The following is a 16,350-nucleotide window of genomic DNA, read 5'->3' as shown; positions in this document are numbered from 1 at the left end:
CACGGGGCATTCCGGCTTCCCGGCGCCCGGCGGCAAGGCCGGCGGGTCGGGTCACGGCTGCGGGTCAGCGCCGGATTCCCACCGGCTTCCCCCCGTACGAAAGCGTTGACGACCCGCTCACTCTACCGGCCCTCCCCTGAGCGCACCCGCCCCCTCATACCGTTCGGTACGTCACTCCTCATGCCGGTCACACCGCCCGGTACGTCACCGGGGAGGAGCCCGGGACCGCCTCCGCGCGCCCCAGCTTCACCAGTCGGCGCAGGTGCGCCTCGGCCTCCGAGACGGCGATGTTGCGGGAGCCGTACGGGATCTGTTCCCAGGGCCGGTTCCACTCCATCCGCTCGGCCAGGCCCCAGGGGGTGAGCGGTTCGGCGTCCAGCAGCCGGTGCAGTCCGGTGAGGCGTTCCTCGTGGTGGGCGAGGAGCTGCCGGACCCGTTCCGGGGCGTCGGTGAAGGAGTGCTGGTGGGCGGGGAGCACCTCGGCGGGGGCGAGCCGGCCGATGCGTTCGAGGGAGTCGAGGTAGTCGCCCAGCGGGTCGGTGGTCCGGGTGACGCCGTGCTCGTCGGGGGCCTCGTACAGGCCGATGTGCGGGGTGATGCCGGGGAGGAGGTGGTCGCCGGAGAAGAGGCGGCCGTTGCCGGGCAGGTTCGCCGGGTGCTGCTCCTCCAGGTGCAGGCAGACGTGGCCGGGGGTGTGGCCGGGGGTCCAGACCGCGCGGAGCCGGCGGCCGGCCAGCGGCAGCAGCTCGCCGGGGACGATGTCCCGGTCGGGGATCGCGGCGCGCAGTCCGGGCGGCGTCCGCAGCCTGCCCGCCTCGCGGGCGGCGCGCAGCGGGGCGAGGTGCTCCTCGGGTGCGCCGGCGGTGGCGAGCTTGTCGGCGAGGTAGTCGTACCAGGTGCCCGGTTCGGCGCTGCGGGTGCGCTGGACGATCTCGGTGTCGGCGGGGTGCATGGCGATCCAGCAGCCGGATGCCTCCCGGACCCGGCCGGACAGGCCGTGGTGGTCGGGGTGGTGGTGGGTGATGACCACGCCGTGGATGCCGGAGACGGGGATGCCGAGGGCGCCGAGGCCGGCGGCCAGGGTGTCCCAGGAGGCGGGGTCGTCCCAGCCGGTGTCGACGAGGACCGGGCCGCGGTCGGTGTCGAGGACGTGGACGAGGGTGTGTCCCAGGGGGTTGTCGGGGATGGGGACCTTGAGGGAGTGGACTCCGCCGCCGTGGTCGGTCACCTGAGGAGGCGCCGGCGATGCCCCTGGTGTCCCCGGCGTCCCTGCTGCCTCTGGCACCTTTGACACCTTTGACACCTCCGACACCTCCGACACCTCCGACACGTCTGAGACGTCTGTCATGGGTCCCCCATCCCCTTTTCGGCTCGTACGGTCACGAGAACTTGTTCCAGTCATCAGTAGTAGCCCAAGTCGACCATCTCGCGCACCTGTTGGCGCCGCATTGGATCTCCTGTCGCACTTCTGTCCTGAGCGTGGACTCCTGGAACTAGAACTGGTATCAGTTCTGAATCGTTCTGAAATACCGTCAGGGTGGGCGTCGCAGGCAGCGCAGGAGGCATCAGCCATGACCGAGCTCGTGGAACACGGAAAGCTGTTCATCGGCGGGGAGTGGACCGATCCGCTGGGCAGCGACACCATCGAGGTCGTCTCCCCGCACACCGAGCAGGTCATCGGCCGTGTCCCGCACGCCTCGCGGGAGGACGTCGACCGAGCGGTCGCCGCCGCCCGGCGGGCCTTCGACGAGGGGCCCTGGCCCCGGCTCCCGCTGGAGGAGCGGGTCGCCGTGGTCACCCGCATCAAGGACGCCATCGCCGTGCGGCACGAGGAGATCGCCCGGTCCATCAGCTCGCAGAACGGCTCCCCGTACTCCTGGAGCGTGCTCGCCCAGGCGCTGGGCCCGATGATGGTCTACGACGCCGCGATCACGGTGGCCCGCGACTTCCCGTACGAGGAGCACCGGACCGGGGCGCTCGGGCCGATCCTGGTCCGGCGCGAGCCGGTGGGCGTGGTCGCGGCGGTGATCCCGTGGAACGTGCCGCAGTTCGTGGCGGCGGCGAAGCTGGCACCGGCCCTGCTGAGCGGCTCGACGGTGATCCTCAAGCCCTCGCCGGAGTCCCCGCTGGACTCGTACATCCTGGCCGACATCGCCCGTGAGGCGGGGCTGCCCGAGGGCGTGCTGTCGATCCTCCCGGCGGACCGGGAGGTGAGCGAGTACCTGGTCGGGCACCCGGGCGTGGACAAGGTGTCCTTCACCGGCTCCGTCGCGGCCGGCAAGCGCGTCATGGAGGTCGCGGCGCGCAACCTGACCCGGGTCACGCTGGAACTGGGCGGCAAGTCCGCGGCGGTGGTGCTGCCGGACGCCGACCTGGCCGCGGCCGTGCCCGGCCTGATCCAGTCGGCCTGGATGAACAACGGTCAGGCGTGCGTGGCCCAGACCCGCATCCTGGCCCCGCGCAGCCGCTACGACGAGGTGGCCGAGGCGCTGGTGGCGGCGGTCCGCGCCCAGGTGGTCGGCGACCCGCTGGACCCGGCCACGCAGATCGGCCCGCTGGTCGCGAAGCGGCAGCAGCGGCGCTCGCTCGACTACATCGGGATCGGGCAGGAGGAGGGAGCGAAGGTCCTCACGGGCGGCGGGGTGCCGGCCGGGCTGGAGCGCGGCTGGTACGTGGAGCCCACGCTGTTCGGCGGCGTGGACAACTCCATGCGGATCGCCCGGGAGGAGATCTTCGGGCCGGTGGTCTGCCTGCTGCCGTACGGGGACGAGGCGGAGGCGGCGCGGATCGCCAACGACTCCGACTTCGGGCTGAGCGGCAGCGTGTGGACGGGCGACGTGGAGCACGGCATCGACTTCGCGCGGCGGATCCGCACGGGCACGTACAACGTGAACACCTTCAGCCTGGACATGCTCGGGCCGTTCGGCGGTTACAAGAGCAGCGGTGTGGGGCGGGAGTTCGGGCCGGAGGGCCTGAGCGAGTACCTGGAGCACAAGATGATCCACCTGCCCGCGGGGTACGCGCCCCCGGCGGCCGGGCCGGAGGCCGGTGCCTGATGGGCGACCGCTGGCACGTGGAGGTCGACCGGGGCGTCTGCATCGGCTCCGGCATGTGCGTGAACCACGCCCCGGAGGGGTTCACGCTGGACTCGGCCCGGCAGTCCCACCCCGCGGCGGCGGAGACGGACGCCAACGAGGGCGTCCTCGCGGCGGCGGAAGGCTGCCCCGTCGAAGCCATCATGATCACCCTCCAGGGCTCCGGCGAACCGGTGTTCCCGCCGGAGGAGTAGGTCGCGCACCCGGCGGCCGGGCCCGGGCGGTCCTGGTCCGCCGCCGTGTGTGACACTCCCCGGGCGACCGCAGGACGAACCGTGTCCGCCGGCGCTGCGAACACGAGGGACGTCATGCGCGGGACGGGGCGGTGGGCGGTCCTGGCCGCTGCCGGGGCGGTACTGATGGTGGCCGGATGCGGGGAGCCGCACCCCGGAGCCGGAGCCGGAGCCGGAGCCGTTGCCGCGGCTTCGCCGCTGCCGGGGGTCTCGCCCTCGGCCGGTGCCACCCCGGGCGGCGGGGCTCCGGCCCCGCCCGCCGGGGTGTCCGGCCGCCAGGCCGTGGAAGCAGACCTCCGGGCCGCGGCGGTCGCGGCCGGGGTCGCCGAACCGGAGGCGCTGCCGACGGTCCTGCCGTCGGGCAAGGCCGCGGAGTTCACGGCACACGAGCGGGACCTGCTGGGCCGGATGCTGAACTGCATGGTGACCCTGGGGGAAGGAGGGGGCTCCCCGTCCGCGCCCGGCCCGGACGCCGCGCAGTTCGAGGCGGCGGTGACCGCGCTGACCGGGCGCGGCTGGACGCAGACCGACCGCACGGCGACGCCGGTCGGCCGGGGCGGTGACTTCACCCAGGTCCGGTTCGGCAAGAACGGCTGGACCCTGTTCGCCCGGCGGGCCGGCTTCGACGGCTGGTCCTCGATCCAGCTCACCGCGACCGAACTCGCCTGCGAGAAGCAGTTCACCGACGAGGAGATGGCGTTGCTGGACAAGCTGGGCGACCGCGACCGCGACCGCGACCGCGAGCGCTAGGGGCGTCTCGCCGGCGCGGGCGGGGCGTTCGCCGGGGTCAGGAACCGGACTTTTCCCGGGACCGGGCCGTGGCCGGCGGAGTCGCGGCCTCCGGCGCGGGCGCCGGCGGGGCCGTCAGGTCGATCAGGCGGCACACCGTCTCGATGTCGATCTTCACCTGGGCGATCGACGCGCGCCCCGACAGCCAGGTGATCAGCGCCGAGTGCCAGGTGTGCTCGATCACCCGGACCGCCGACAGCTGTTCCGCGGTCGGCGGGGCGTCCAGCCCCATCGCGTCCAGGATGATCGCCGTGGTCAGCCGGGACACGGTGTCCACCTCGGGGCTCACGCTCCGGTCCGCGAAGGTCAGCGCGCGGACCATGGCGTCGGCCAGGTGCGGCTCGCGCTGCAGGGCGCGGAACGCCCGCATGAGGGTCTCGGCCACCCGCGCCGCCGGCTCCTCGGCCGCCGGCGGCCGCTTCCGCAGCGTCGTGTGCATGTGCTGCAGCTGGTCCTGCATCGTGGCCACGAGCAGGTGCACCTTGGAGGGGAAATAGCGGTACAGCGTGCCGAGGGCGACGCTGGAGGACTCGGCGACCTCCCGCATCTGGACGGCGTCGAACCCGCCGCGGCTGGCGAGCTGCGCGCTCGCGTGCAGGATCCGGCGGCGACGCGCCTCCTGGCGCTCCGTCAGCGGCGGGGACGCCGGAGTGGTGACGGCCTTGGCTTCCGCTGTCATATGTCCCGTTGTCCCGTTCCGAGCCGTTCCGATTGGTTCAGGCGGCTCTTTTCGCGCCGTTCTGGACTGGGCCGGGGGCCAGCATCTCAGGGGCGGGCGCCGTGGCGCGAATCACCTGCTCCGCCTCTTACGGTGTGGTTTCCGACCGGTAGATTCAATCTCCTTGACGGATCAAGTCTGAAACTTGTTCTACATTATCCGAGCGGTTACGCTCCGGCGAAAGTGCAGGGATGAAGGGGGCCGAGAGTGACCGCTGAGGCCATGGTGACGAGCCCTTTTGCGGGTGTCGCCGCCGACGGCGACCGTCCGCTGCGCATCGCGCTCCTCACCTATAAAGGGAACCCGTTCTGCGGTGGCCAGGGCGTATATGTCCGCCACCTCTCGCGCGAACTGGTCAAACTGGGCCACTCCGTCGAGGTGATCGGCGCACAGCCGTATCCCGTGCTCGACGAGGGCGCGACGCTCACCGAACTGCCCAGCCTGGACCTCTACCGCCAGCCCGACCCGTTCCGCACCCCGCGACGCGAGGAGTACCGGGACTGGATCGACCTCCTGGAGGTCGGCACCATGTGGACCGGCGGCTTCCCCGAGCCGCTGACCTTCTCCCTCCGCGCCCGCCGCCACCTGGCCGCCCGCGCGGGCGAGTTCGACGTCATCCACGACAACCAGACCCTCGGCTACGGCCTGCTGGCCGGCCTCGGCGCCCCGCTGGTCACCACCATCCACCACCCCATCACGGTGGACCGCAGGCTCGACCTGGCCGCCGCCCCGGACCGCAAGAAGCGGGCCTCCGTGCGCCGCTGGTACGGCTTCACCCGCATGCAGAAGCGGGTCGCCCGCCGCCTGCCCTCCGTGCTCACCGTCTCTGGCTCCTCCCGGCAGGAGATCATCGAGGACCTCGGCGTGAACGAGGACCGCATCCACGTCGTGCACATCGGCGCCGACACCGACCTGTGGTCCCCCGACCCGTCCGTCGCCGAGGTCCCGGGCCGGATCGTCACCACCTCCAGCGCCGACGTCCCGCTCAAGGGCCTCGTCCACCTCGTCGAGGCACTCGCCAAGCTCCGCACCGAACGGCCCGACGCCCACCTCGTCGTGGTCGGCAAGCGCCCCGAACGCGGACCGGTCGCCCGGGCCGTGGAGACCCACGGACTCCAGGACGCCGTCGAGTTCGTCAAGGGCATCACCGACCGCGAACTCGTGGACCTGGTCCGCGGCGCCCAGATCGCCTGCGTCCCCAGCCTCTACGAGGGCTTCTCGCTGCCCGCCGCCGAGGCCATGGCCACCGGCACCCCGCTGGTCGCCACCACCGGCGGTGCCATCCCCGAGGTCGCCGGAGCGGACGGGGAGACCTGCCTGGCCGTGCCGCCCGGCGACGCCGACGCCCTCGCCGGGGCGCTCGGCCGGCTGCTGGGCGACGCCGGACTGCGCGCCCGGCTCGGCGCGGCCGGCCGGGACCGGGTGCTGTCCCGGTTCACCTGGGCCAAGGCCGCGGAGGGCACCGTCGCGCACTACCGTGCCGCGATCGCCCGCAGCGCCGGCGGCGTCCGTGGTGCCGGCGCCACCCGTACCGCCCGCGACGCCCGGTGACCCGTACGACGTGAAGAACCGCCGGCTCCACTCGCGCCACTCGTGCCACCTGTGCCATCCGCGCCACTCGTGCGACCCGCGCCACTCGTGCCACCCGCGCCACCCAGAACGTCGCCCAGACCTTCACCACCCGCCCCACCCCCTCGACCGCGAAGGCAGGACCTCGTGCTGACCGTCGATTTCTCCCGGTTCCCGCTCGCCCCCGGTGACCGTGTGCTCGATCTGGGCTGCGGCGCAGGCCGGCACGCCTTCGAGTGCTACCGGCGCGGCGCCCAGGTGGTCGCGCTGGACCGCAACGGCGAGGAGATCCGCGAGGTCGCCAAGTGGTTCGCGGCGATGAAGGAGGCCGGCGAGGCACCGGCCGGGGCCACCGCCACCGCCATGGAGGGCGACGCCCTCGCGCTGCCCTTCCCCGACGAGTCCTTCGACGTGGTCATCATCTCCGAGGTGATGGAGCACATCCCCGACGACAAGGGCGTGCTCGCCGAGATGGTGCGGGTGCTCAAGCCGGGCGGCCGCATCGCGATCACCGTGCCCCGGTACGGGCCGGAGAAGATCTGCTGGGCCCTCTCCGACGCCTACCACGAGGTCGAGGGCGGTCACATCCGCATCTACCGGGCGGAGGAGCTGCTCGGCAAGATGAAGGCCGCCGGCCTCAAGCCGTACGGCACCCACCACGCGCACGGCCTGCACTCCCCGTACTGGTGGCTCAAGTGCGCCTTCGGCGTGGACAACGACAAGGCCCTGCCGGTCCGCGCGTACCACAAGCTGCTGGTCTGGGACATCATGAAGAAGCCCCTCGCCACCCGGCTCGCCGAGCAGGCGCTGAACCCCCTCATCGGCAAGAGCTTCGTCGCCTACGCCACCAAGCCCCACCTCCCGGTCGCCGCGGCGGCCCCGGCGGAGGACCGGTGAGCACGCCCCGGCGCACCGAACACCTCGTCCTGCCCGGCGTGCTGACGGCAGACCAGGCCGAGGCCACGGTGGCCGGCATCCTCGCCGTCCAGCGGGCGGACGGAGCCATCCCGTGGTTCCGCGGACACCACCTGGACCCGTGGGACCACACCGAGGCCGCCATGGCACTGGACGCCGCCGGCGAGCACGAGGCCGCCGAGCGCGCCTACGACTGGCTGGCCCGGCACCAGAACCCCGACGGCTCCTGGTACGCGGCCTACGCCGACCGCCCCGCGGGCGTGGACACCGACCAGCCGCAGGACGCCGGCAAGGAGTCCAACTTCACCGCCTACATAGCCGTCGGCGTCTGGCACCACTACCTGGCCACCGGGGACGACACCTTCCTGGACCGGATGTGGCCGGCCGTCTACGCGGCCGTCGAGTTCGTCCTCGCCCTCCAGCAGCCCGGCGGGGAGATCGGCTGGAAGCGGGAGGCCGACGGCACGGTCGTCACCGACGCCCTGCTCACCGGCTCCTCCTCCATCCACCAGGCCCTGCGCTGCGCCCTGGCCATCGCCGACCACCGCGAGGAGGCCCAGCCCGACTGGGAGCTGGCCGCGGGCGCCCTGGGCCACGCGATACGCAGCCACCCGGAGCGGTTCCTCGACAAGAACCGCTACTCGATGGACTGGTACTACCCGGTCCTGGGCGGGGCGCTCACCGGCGCCGGGGCCAAGGCGCGCATCGAGGAGCGCTGGGAGGAGTTCGTCGTCCCCGGGCTGGGCGTGCGCTGCGTGCTGCCGAACCCCTGGGTCACCGGCGGCGAGAGCTGCGAACTCGCGCTGACCCTGTGGGCGATGGGGGAGTCCGACCGGGCGCTGGAGATCCTGCGGTCCATCACGCACCTGCGCGACGAGGACGGCATGTACTGGACGGGCTACGTCTTCGAGGACCGGGCGGTCTGGCCGGTCGAGAAGACCGCCTGGACCGCGGGGTCGCTGCTGCTCGCCGTGGCCGCGCTGGGCGGCGACGAGGCGACGACGGCGGTCTTCGGGGGCGAACGGCTGCCGGTGGGGCTGGACCCCTCCTGCTGCGCCTAGCTTCCGGGGCGGACGTGCGGAGCGGATGATGCACGGCGGATCCGCTCCCGCGCCACCGGGGGAGGCCGAACGGGTGGCCCGAGTGGCGTCACCCGGGCGGCCGGGCGACGCTGCGGAGGACACCTCACTCCCCTGGAGGAAACCGTGTCCATGTCGAACCACGGAACCATTCGATCCAGGCGATTCGGTCACGCCCTGACGGCACTGACGCTGTCCTCCGCGCTGCTGGCCGGAGCCACCGGGTGCGGCAGCGCGATCGGAGGTCCGGACGGAGCCAGGGGCCGGGGCGGCGAAGTGTTCCGGGCCGTCACCGCGGCGGGGTACGCGGAGCCGTCACCGGCGTCCGAGGCCGTGCAGGTACAGGCGGCGCTGGCGCAGGCGGCCGCCCTGGCAGGGGCGGTGGCCCTGCCGGAGACGGTGGGCCTCGTGGAGGCGGCGATACCCGCCCAGCCCGAGCCCACGCCGACCACCTCCGCCGAGCGGCAGAAGTTCGCGAAGGCGCGCTTCGTGGCCAACGCCGGACTCGCGGCCGGGGCGACGTACCAGTGGATCATCAAGCCGTACCGGGAGGGCAAGTTCAAGAAGGGCGCCAAGGGGCGCACCTTCACCCTCGTCAAGGCGGGTCTCGCGGGCGCGTTCGCGTACAACCGGCTGAAGGCGGCGATCCGGAACGCGCAGGGCGACCCGCTGCTGTCCAAGGCGGTGGCCCCGCTGACGGCGGGCGTGGAGTCCCTCAAGAACCTGGGCACCAAGCTGCGCAAGGGCGAGGCGGGCGATGCCGACATCAGCTCGTTCGAGGACGTCATCAACGGCGTGAAGGACGCGGGCAAGGGCGCGGGCGCACCGGTCACCGACCAGGTCCCGAGCCTCTCCCAGCTCGGCGGCTGACCGCCGGGTGTCCGGCCACCCCTGTCCCGGCGGGGCCGGACACCCGGCCCCGCCGGGGCTGTTCAGTGGCCGTGGGACGTGTGGCCGTCCTCTGTCGACTTGGCGGGCGACTTGACGGGCGACTTGGTGGGCGCCTTGACAGGCGACTTCGTGGGCGCCTTGGCCGGGTGCTCCTGCTCAACGGGAGCCTGCTCCTGCTCAGCGGGAGTCTGGCTCTGTTCTGCCGGGGCCTTGGTCGTGGAGCCCTGGTCGTGGCTGTGGCCTCCGGAGCTGATGGTGCCGGCGAGAGCGGTCATGCCCAGCCAGACGAGGGCCGAGACGACGACGACACCTGCCGCGAACGGGCTGACGAGGTGCCGCCAGCGGCCTTTGGAGTCCTTGGCGACGAACGCGACGTACGACATGAGCAGGCCTATGGGGGTCATCCAGGCGCTGCGCTCGGGGAACTGCTCGAAGTGCTGGATGCCGCCGCCGACCATGCCGACACCGAAGGACAGCAGCAGGGAGAACGCGACCAGCGAGACCGCCTGGCTCAGCACCGGCCGCTCGTCGGCCAGCACGAACTCGTTGACGATGGTGCCGAGGAGGAACACGAAGGCGCCGACGACGCAGATGATCGTGTACAGCGACGGATCGATCGGGTAGTGGACGACGGCACCGGCGATGAGGGCGGCGCCCATGAAGTAGAGCATCTGGCCGCTGTAGCGAGCCGGGAGAGCCTTCTTGTCGAAGGCGAGGCGGCGCGGCTTCGAGGCGGGAGTCCGGTGCTCCGGCTCGAGAAGGGTGGTCATGCGGGTTGGGCCTTTCGGATCTTGGCGTGTGAGAGCAGGCAGAAGCCACGCCGGCACCGGTGGTGCGGGCGTGCCACTGGTGCGGCTCTCAGCAGCGCAGGACCGAAAGTTGGTGGAGGCGCGGTGGAGCGCCGGTGCGGCTGAGCCGGCCGTGCGCGGATGCTGCCCCTCGGCTGAGCACATAGAGGACACGCTCGGAGGGCCCGCGCCCGAGGGCGAGAGCGAGCAGGGCGGCGACGACGCACAGCAGCGCCAGGCAGGTCTCCGCGGTTCCGCCGTGGTCGTGGTCGTGGCCGTGGTCGTGGGGGGATTCGCCGACCGGGCTGTCCGGTGTTCGGGTGGCGTCCCCGGGGGCGACGTTCCCGGAGGTGACGTCCGTGTGAGCGTGCGGGTTCTCGTCCGCCGTGCCGATGAGCGGCAACGCGGCGGTGTGGCAGCTGTGGGCTTGCTGTGTGGTCAGGGAGTGCATCGCGAACACGGCAAACACCACGGCGAAGAGTGTTGCCAGCAGCAACGCTCCCGTGTGGTGGCCGAAACGGCTCTTGCCTGAACTCACGGCTCAGGACTATAGGCGGGCTTGGTGGCGAAAATGACAACAGGAGACGTCCCCGAGCCCTGACCAGGAGAAGATCTCATCAGGCGGAGCACGCGATTGCGCGGCGTCATGGCGTGACCGCACCGTGTTGCGGTCGAACGGGTGCCGATCGGCGGGTCAGGTGTTGAGCTCCGCCAGGACGCGGAGGGTGTGCGGGTCCGGTGCCGTGACCAGCAGGTCCGTCACCGGACCCTTGCGCCACAGTTCGAGCCGCTCGGCGATCCGCTCCCGCGGGCCGACCAGCGAGATCTCGTCGGCGAAGGCGTCGGGGACCGCCAGGACGGCTTCCTGCTTGCGGCCGGCCAGGAAGAGGTCCTGGATGCGGCGGGCCTCCGCCTCGTATCCCATGCGCGCCATCAGGTCGGCGTGGAAGTTGCGGGCCGCGTGGCCCATGCCGCCGATGTAGAAGCCGAGCATCGCCTTCACCGGGAGCAGCCCCTCGGCGACGTCGTCGCACACCTTGGCACGGGCCATGGGGGCGATCACGAAGCCGTCGGGGAGGTCCGCCAGCGAGGCCTGGTAGACGTCGGTGCGGGTGGGGGACCAGTAGAGCGGCAGCCAGCCGTCCGCGATCCGGGTGGTCTGGGCGATGTTCTTCGGGCCCTCGGCGCCGAGCAGGACCGGCAGGTCCGGGCGGAGCGGATGAGTGATCGGCTTGAGCGCCTTTCCCAGACCGGTGCCGTCCGGCCCGGTGTAGGGGTGGGTGTGGAAGCGGCCGTCGAGCGTGACCGGTGCCTCGCGCCGCAGCACCTGTCGGATGACGTCGACGTACTCGCGGGTCGCGGTGAGCGGGCTGGCGGGGAACGGGCGGCCGTACCAGCCCTCGACCACCTGCGGGCCGGACAGACCCAGCCCGAGCATCATCCGGCCGCCGGACAGGTGGTCCAGGGTCAGGGCCTGCATGGCGGTGGCGGTGGGGCTGCGGGCGGCCATCTGGGCGATGGCGGTGCCGAGCCGGATCCGGGAGGTGTGGGCGGCGATCCAGGTGAGCGGGGTGAAGGCATCCGACCCCCAGGCCTCCGCCGTCCAGACGGAGTGGTAGCCGAGGCGCTCGGCCTCGGTGGCGAGGTCGAGGTGACCGGGGACGGGGCCGCGGCCCCAGTAGCCGAGTGCGAGTCCGAGGCGCATGGACTTCAGTCCCCTCCCTTGGTGATGTGCCTTGGCCGAAACCTGTGCGAGACCTGTACCGGTCACCCTTGGGGCCTTTGCGGGATCTTCGCGAAATCTTCGCGAAGATCCTCCCCAAGGGGCGACGTGGCAAGTATTTCTGACGATGCATCAGCTTGCTGTTCGGGCCGACTGTAAAGGCAACGGCCCCTTGCCGGAAGTGGCAAGGGGCCGTTGCGGGGTGTTGCTCGGAAGGTGCTGCGCCGTCAGTCGCGCTGAGCCGTCAGCCTCGCTGAATGCCCGAGGTGTCGTTCAGGACGCCGCGGCGGCCGTCCTGGGTCTGGGCCACCAGCGCGGCACCGCGCTGCTCCACCGCCAGGTACCAGGTACCGGGGGCGAGTTCGGCCATCGGGGTGGGGGAGCCGTCCTCCGGGAAGAGGGGGCGGGCCACCGGCACCGCGAACCAGAACGGGGTGAAGTCCCCGGCCGGCACCGGAGCGGGCTCCTGCATCGGCTGGGCGTCCTGCGGGCCCGGCACCGGCGCGGGCGCCGGGGTGTGGTCCTGGCCGCCGTACGGGGGCACCGGCTGCGGGGTGGAGCCGTAGGGCTGCTGGCCGCCGGGGTATCCGTAGCCGGCACCGGGCTGGCCGAGCTGCTGGCCGGGCTGGGCGCCGTACTGCGGGTGCGCACCGGGGGCCGGGGCGGACACGAGCGGGGCGTTCAGCGCCGCGATCTTCGGCCCGGCGAGGGCCCCGAAGGCCATGCCCCAGGTCGCCAGGAAGGAAATGATCGAGCCGGGGCCGAGGTCCACGCGGTCCGGGGCCAGGAGCAGCGCCCACACGGCGGCCCAGGCGGACGACACGGCGAGCACCGTGCCCCAGCCGGCCAGCGGGACCCCCGCGAGGTTGCGCCCCTCGGGGAGGAAGCGCGCGGCCACGATCAGGCCGGCGGCGGCGAACCCTGCCAGGAAGATCGTGGGCAGGGCCAGGCCGTAGTAGTCGGTGTCCCAGACGCTGGGGAGATCCACCTCGGCGGAGTAGTAGTCGAGGAACGAGGCGATGAACAGCAGCACCGCTGCTCCGATCACCACGCCGTCGCCTCGAGTGAGGGAGCGGATGTTCACTTCGTAGGTGTCCTTATCGGTCTCGGTCGCGGGCGGGGACCATCGTACGGATGTTTCCCGGGTCCGGGCCGAGCGGGTCGGGGCACCCGGTGCCCCTGATCCCTACCCTGTCTCATCCCCCGAGAAAGCCGACGATGCCGTCCGCGATGCCCTGTGCCGCGCGCTGCCTCCATTGCGGATCGGTCAGCAGCGCCGCGTCCTTGGCGTCACGCATATTGCCGCATTCGACGAACACCTTGGGCTGCGTGGACAGATTGAGACCTCCGAGATCGTCACGAACCACCAAACCGGTACCGCCACCGACGTAGTTGGAGGGTGCCATGGAGGTGTTGCGGACGAAGTTCCCGACGATGCGCTCGCCGAGCTCGCGGGAGGGGCCGACGATCGGGGCCGTGTCGGCGGCACCGCCCTTCACCCGTGCCGGGAGGATGACGTGGAAGCCGCGGTTGCCGGCGGAGGAGCCGTCGGCGTGGACGGAGACCACGGCGGCGGCCTTCTGCTGGTTGCCGATCCGGGCACGTTCGTCGATGCAGGGCCCGAAGGGCCGCTCGGCGGCATGGGTGAACACGACGCGGACGCCACGGGCTTCGAGCGCGGTCTTGATGCGCCGGGACACGTCCAGGCTGAATTCCGCTTCCTTGTAGCCCGAGTTGGTGGTGGTGCCGGTGGTGTCGCACTCCTTGCGCCCGGTGCCGATGTTCACCTGCTGGTTGATTTCGCGGGAGTGCTGGAAGTTGCCCGGGTTGTGGCCGGGGTCGATGACCACGGTCTTGCCGGCGAGCGGGCCGGTGGCGGGCGCGCCGCCGCCGGGCGACGGGGTGGTGTTCGCAGGGTCGGCTGGGGTGTTGGGGTCGGAGCTCGTGTTCGGGCTCGCGTTGGGGCTCGGGCTTGCGCTTGCGTTCGGGCTCGCGCCGGTGGCGGGGGTGGTGGGGCTTCCGCTTGCCTTGGCGTCGGTCGGGCCGGAGGGGGTGGCGGAGCGGGAGACCGGCAGGGGCATCACCTGGGGAGGGGACTGGTCGTCGGATCCCCCTCCGCTCGTCACCTGTACGAGCACCCAGCCGGCCAGGACCGTCGGCGCCAGGGCCGCGGCACAGACGGCGAGCGTCGAGCGGCGCGCGAACCAGGGCCGGTCCGGGCTCACGGCGGAAGAGGACTCCGGGGGCGGGGGGCTGTCGTCGTACGGCACGTCGTGATGCTAGACGGCGATGCGGTCTGGTGTACGCACCCTGAGCCATCTGGGGGCGAGTGGGGGGTTTAGGGTGTGGGGTGTGTGGGAGCTGGCGGACTCGGCCGGAGGCTGACTGGTCGGTGGGGCGGGGGTGTCGGGTTGCCGGCTTCGGCTGGTCGGCGTCTGGGAGCGCCCGGGGGCTGCCCATCAGTCCCAGTGTCATTCCGTGCCGGCCGCCGGCGTCAAGGGCGCGACGTTGTCGCGTCGCTTCGCGATTCCGCTTTGCTCCACCCTTGACCCCGACGTCCGTCCCGGAACGACAAGGACTGTCGGGCGGCCCCCGGGGGAATGGCATGGAGGGACCCAGGCTCCCTTGGCCGGGGCGTTGGCGGGCACGAGCGGCGGCTGCCGCTCGGCCGGCCGCCCATCCGGGCGGACGCAGCGGTGAAGTCGATCAGATCTACGTAATCCAGCTCGGCCCACGCGCACCAGATCGCTACGCGCTTCTCCTTTCTCGGCGGATGCGGGCCGCCGGGGGCCGGACATAGACCGCCAACGATCGCTACGCGCTCCGGTCGGACGGCGGATGCGGGCCGCCGAAGGGCGGGCACAGCCTCGATCGCCACGGACTCCGGCCGGACGGCGGTAGGACTCGTGGGGGCGGATCATGGGCGGACGACGATCTCTCCAGGCTGACGGAAATTCGGTTTCAACCTTTCGGGTGGGACGGCGCTCTGAAGAGGGGTGAGAGAACAGGGTCCCTGCGGCGGGGCCCCCGAAAGGAGAGCAGATGCCGGAGTACGGCCGGGATCTCGAAGCGCCAGACGGCTTCGAGAGTTTTGCCCGGGCGAGCCAGAGACGGCTGTACCGGACGGCGTACCTGCTGTGCGGGGACGCGGACACGGCTCGGGACCTGACACAGACCACTCTCGCCAAGTTGTTCCAGTACTGGCGACGGGCCAGTGCCGCCGACAACATCGAGGCGTACGCCAGGACCGTTCTGACCCGCACCTATCTGGCTGAGCGGCGGCGTCGGCTGCGGGACCTGCTGGCGCACTCGCGTCCCGACCCCCGGCCCGCACCCGAGCACGCCGATCTGCGCATGACCCTGTTGTCCGCTCTGGCCGGTCTGCCGCCCAAGGCCCGGGCCATGGTCGTGCTCCGGTACTGGGAGGACCTGAGCGTCGAGTCCGTCGCCCAGCTGATGCGGTGCAGCGAGTCCACCGTCAAGAGCCAGTGCTCACGCTCCCTGGCCAGGCTGCGCGCCGAGCTGGGCGAGGCACACATCTACGTCACGGGGAGCTGAGCGATATGGGAAACAACACGTCCGAAGACGACCGCCGGAGCGCCCTGATGCTCAGGGACGCCATGGAACACGCCGTGGAGGATCTGCCGACCGTCAACGACCTCGTCCCCACCGCGATCGTGCAGGGACGACGCCGGAAGTCGCGTGCCCGAGCCGGGATCGCCGCCACGGTCGTCTGCGTCGTCGGAGCAGTCGCCTTCGGCTCCTTGGCGCTGCAGGGCAGCGACGGTGCCACGAAGGTGCGTCCCGCAGCTTCCCCGACAACGACCAGCAGCCCTTCCCCCACCCCGGAGCCGTACCGTACGCCGGTCCGCATCAAACCCACGAGGGAGGGAGAGGCACCCCCGCTGCCGCCCGCGGACCGGGAGCGGCTGGAGGCGTACCAGCAGCGGGCGGCCGTCCTCCTCGACGACCTGCTGCCGGACGCGGTGGGCCTGATCCGGCCGGTGGAAGGCCGTGTGAACCACTACCAAGGCCACACCAAGGACGGCAAGGTCTTCCCCGTCTTCCTCAACGTACGCCCGTCCGACGGGCCCTCCCGCACGAAGCCGTGCCCCAACAACCCCCGGATCACCCGATGTGAGCAGGCCACGCTCCCGGGAGGGCTCCAGGCAACCGCCTACCTCATGCCCAGCGACTCACCGACGACCACGACCACCCTCGCCTACTTCACCTACAAGACCAGTGACGTCTCGCTGACCGTCTACCCGTCCACGGACATCACGACATCCGGTCCGGTGACCGGTCAGGAACTGCTGAAGGCAGTCGCAGACCCCCGCTTCCTCGACCTCGTGCGCTACGCCCACGAGAACCCGGTGCAGGAGAAGCAGACCACCATCGTCGGTGGCTGAGGCCATCCCCTCCACTCCCGACGGCCCGCATCCGCCGTCCGACCGGAGCGCGTAGCGATCGTTGGCGGTCTATGTCCGGCCCCCGGCGGCCCGCATCCGCCGAGAAATGAGAAGCGCGTAGCGATCTGGTGCGCGTGGGCC

The 16,350-nt window shown here is 71.8% G+C and carries 16 protein-coding genes and 1 riboswitch; of the genes, 9 read left to right on the top strand and 7 right to left on the bottom strand.

The genetic code is table 11. From position 1 onward, the window contains the following. Positions 1-4: 4 nt before the first annotated feature. Positions 5-92, bottom strand: a riboswitch (cobalamin riboswitch). 95 nt (positions 93-187) lie between these two features. Beyond that, on the bottom strand, positions 188-1,228 hold the full coding sequence (locus ACGFQ9_RS26605; protein ID WP_393577153.1) for an MBL fold metallo-hydrolase: 1,041 nt from the start codon (positions 1,226-1,228) through the stop codon (positions 188-190). 343 nt (positions 1,229-1,571) lie between these two features. Here ACGFQ9_RS26605 and ACGFQ9_RS26600 point away from each other — a divergent pair, with 343 nt between their 5' ends. From ACGFQ9_RS26600 to ACGFQ9_RS26590, 3 genes are all read left to right on the top strand, one after another. Beyond that, entirely contained in the window at positions 1,572-3,056 is a 1,485-nt protein-coding gene (locus ACGFQ9_RS26600) for an aldehyde dehydrogenase (RefSeq protein WP_393577151.1), read from the top strand. Next, positions 3,056-3,289 (top strand): ferredoxin, encoded by a 234-nt coding sequence (locus ACGFQ9_RS26595; protein ID WP_393577149.1) that lies wholly within the window; start codon positions 3,056-3,058, stop codon positions 3,287-3,289. Before ACGFQ9_RS26600 ends, ACGFQ9_RS26595 begins: the two co-directional genes overlap by 1 nt. 81 nt (positions 3,290-3,370) lie before the next feature. Further along, on the top strand, positions 3,371-4,078 hold the full coding sequence (locus ACGFQ9_RS26590) for a hypothetical protein (protein ID WP_393577147.1): 708 nt from the start codon (positions 3,371-3,373) through the stop codon (positions 4,076-4,078). Between the two features lie 37 nt (positions 4,079-4,115). Here ACGFQ9_RS26590 and ACGFQ9_RS26585 read toward each other — a convergent pair whose 3' ends face one another. Then, on the bottom strand, positions 4,116-4,796 hold the full coding sequence (locus ACGFQ9_RS26585) for a TetR family transcriptional regulator (RefSeq protein WP_393577146.1): 681 nt from the start codon (positions 4,794-4,796) through the stop codon (positions 4,116-4,118). 246 nt (positions 4,797-5,042) lie between these two features. On the opposite strand from ACGFQ9_RS26585, the gene ACGFQ9_RS26580 reads away from it, so the two are divergent. From ACGFQ9_RS26580 to ACGFQ9_RS26565, 4 genes are all read left to right on the top strand, one after another. Then, positions 5,043-6,386 (top strand): glycosyltransferase family 4 protein, encoded by a 1,344-nt coding sequence (locus ACGFQ9_RS26580; RefSeq protein WP_393577145.1) that lies wholly within the window; start codon positions 5,043-5,045, stop codon positions 6,384-6,386. 165 nt (positions 6,387-6,551) lie between these two features. Continuing rightward, positions 6,552-7,301, top strand: coding sequence for a class I SAM-dependent methyltransferase (locus ACGFQ9_RS26575; RefSeq protein ID WP_393577143.1), 750 nt, complete (start codon positions 6,552-6,554; stop codon positions 7,299-7,301). Further along, entirely contained in the window at positions 7,298-8,380 is a 1,083-nt protein-coding gene (locus ACGFQ9_RS26570; protein ID WP_393577141.1) for a prenyltransferase, read from the top strand. The genes ACGFQ9_RS26575 and ACGFQ9_RS26570 overlap by 4 nt, the downstream gene beginning before the upstream one ends. 417 nt (positions 8,381-8,797) lie before the next feature. Then, positions 8,798-9,268, top strand: a complete 471-nt coding sequence (locus ACGFQ9_RS26565) for a hypothetical protein (RefSeq protein ID WP_393577545.1) — start codon at positions 8,798-8,800, stop codon at positions 9,266-9,268. A gap of 62 nt (positions 9,269-9,330) precedes the next feature. On the opposite strand, the gene ACGFQ9_RS26560 is transcribed toward ACGFQ9_RS26565, so the two are convergent. From ACGFQ9_RS26560 to ACGFQ9_RS26540, 5 genes are all read right to left on the bottom strand, one after another. Then, entirely contained in the window at positions 9,331-10,059 is a 729-nt protein-coding gene (locus ACGFQ9_RS26560) for a hypothetical protein (protein WP_393577139.1), read from the bottom strand. Between the two features lie 88 nt (positions 10,060-10,147). After that, complete coding sequence (locus tag ACGFQ9_RS26555) at positions 10,148-10,615, bottom strand: DUF6153 family protein (protein ID WP_393577137.1); 468 nt, start codon at positions 10,613-10,615, stop codon at positions 10,148-10,150. 156 nt (positions 10,616-10,771) lie between these two features. Then, a complete protein-coding gene (locus tag ACGFQ9_RS26550; RefSeq protein WP_393577135.1) occupies positions 10,772-11,782 on the bottom strand; it encodes an LLM class F420-dependent oxidoreductase in 1,011 nt (336 codons plus the stop codon). 262 nt (positions 11,783-12,044) lie between these two features. Continuing rightward, on the bottom strand, positions 12,045-12,884 hold the full coding sequence (locus ACGFQ9_RS26545) for a hypothetical protein (protein WP_393577134.1): 840 nt from the start codon (positions 12,882-12,884) through the stop codon (positions 12,045-12,047). Between the two features lie 112 nt (positions 12,885-12,996). Beyond that, positions 12,997-14,070 carry an N-acetylmuramoyl-L-alanine amidase gene (locus ACGFQ9_RS26540; RefSeq protein WP_393577132.1) on the bottom strand — a complete coding sequence of 358 codons (1,074 nt, stop codon included), beginning with the start codon at positions 14,068-14,070 and terminating at the stop codon, positions 12,997-12,999. A 772-nt stretch (positions 14,071-14,842) separates the two neighbouring features. Between ACGFQ9_RS26540 and ACGFQ9_RS26535 the strand changes: the two genes are divergently transcribed. Both ACGFQ9_RS26535 and ACGFQ9_RS26530 read left to right on the top strand, forming a co-directional pair. Then, positions 14,843-15,358, top strand: coding sequence for a SigE family RNA polymerase sigma factor (locus ACGFQ9_RS26535; RefSeq protein ID WP_393577130.1), 516 nt, complete (start codon positions 14,843-14,845; stop codon positions 15,356-15,358). A 5-nt stretch (positions 15,359-15,363) separates the two neighbouring features. Next, the gene (locus ACGFQ9_RS26530; protein WP_393577128.1) at positions 15,364-16,209 is read left to right on the top strand and encodes a hypothetical protein; all 846 of its coding nucleotides are present in this window, start codon (positions 15,364-15,366) and stop codon (positions 16,207-16,209) included. Positions 16,210-16,350 lie beyond the last annotated feature (141 nt).

This window comes from Streptomyces sp. NPDC048603, assembly GCF_043199475.1.
GTDB lineage: Bacteria > Actinomycetota > Actinomycetes > Streptomycetales > Streptomycetaceae > Streptomyces.
Note: the sequence above shows the minus strand (reverse complement) of the source record. Positions and strands in the feature narration are given on the sequence as shown.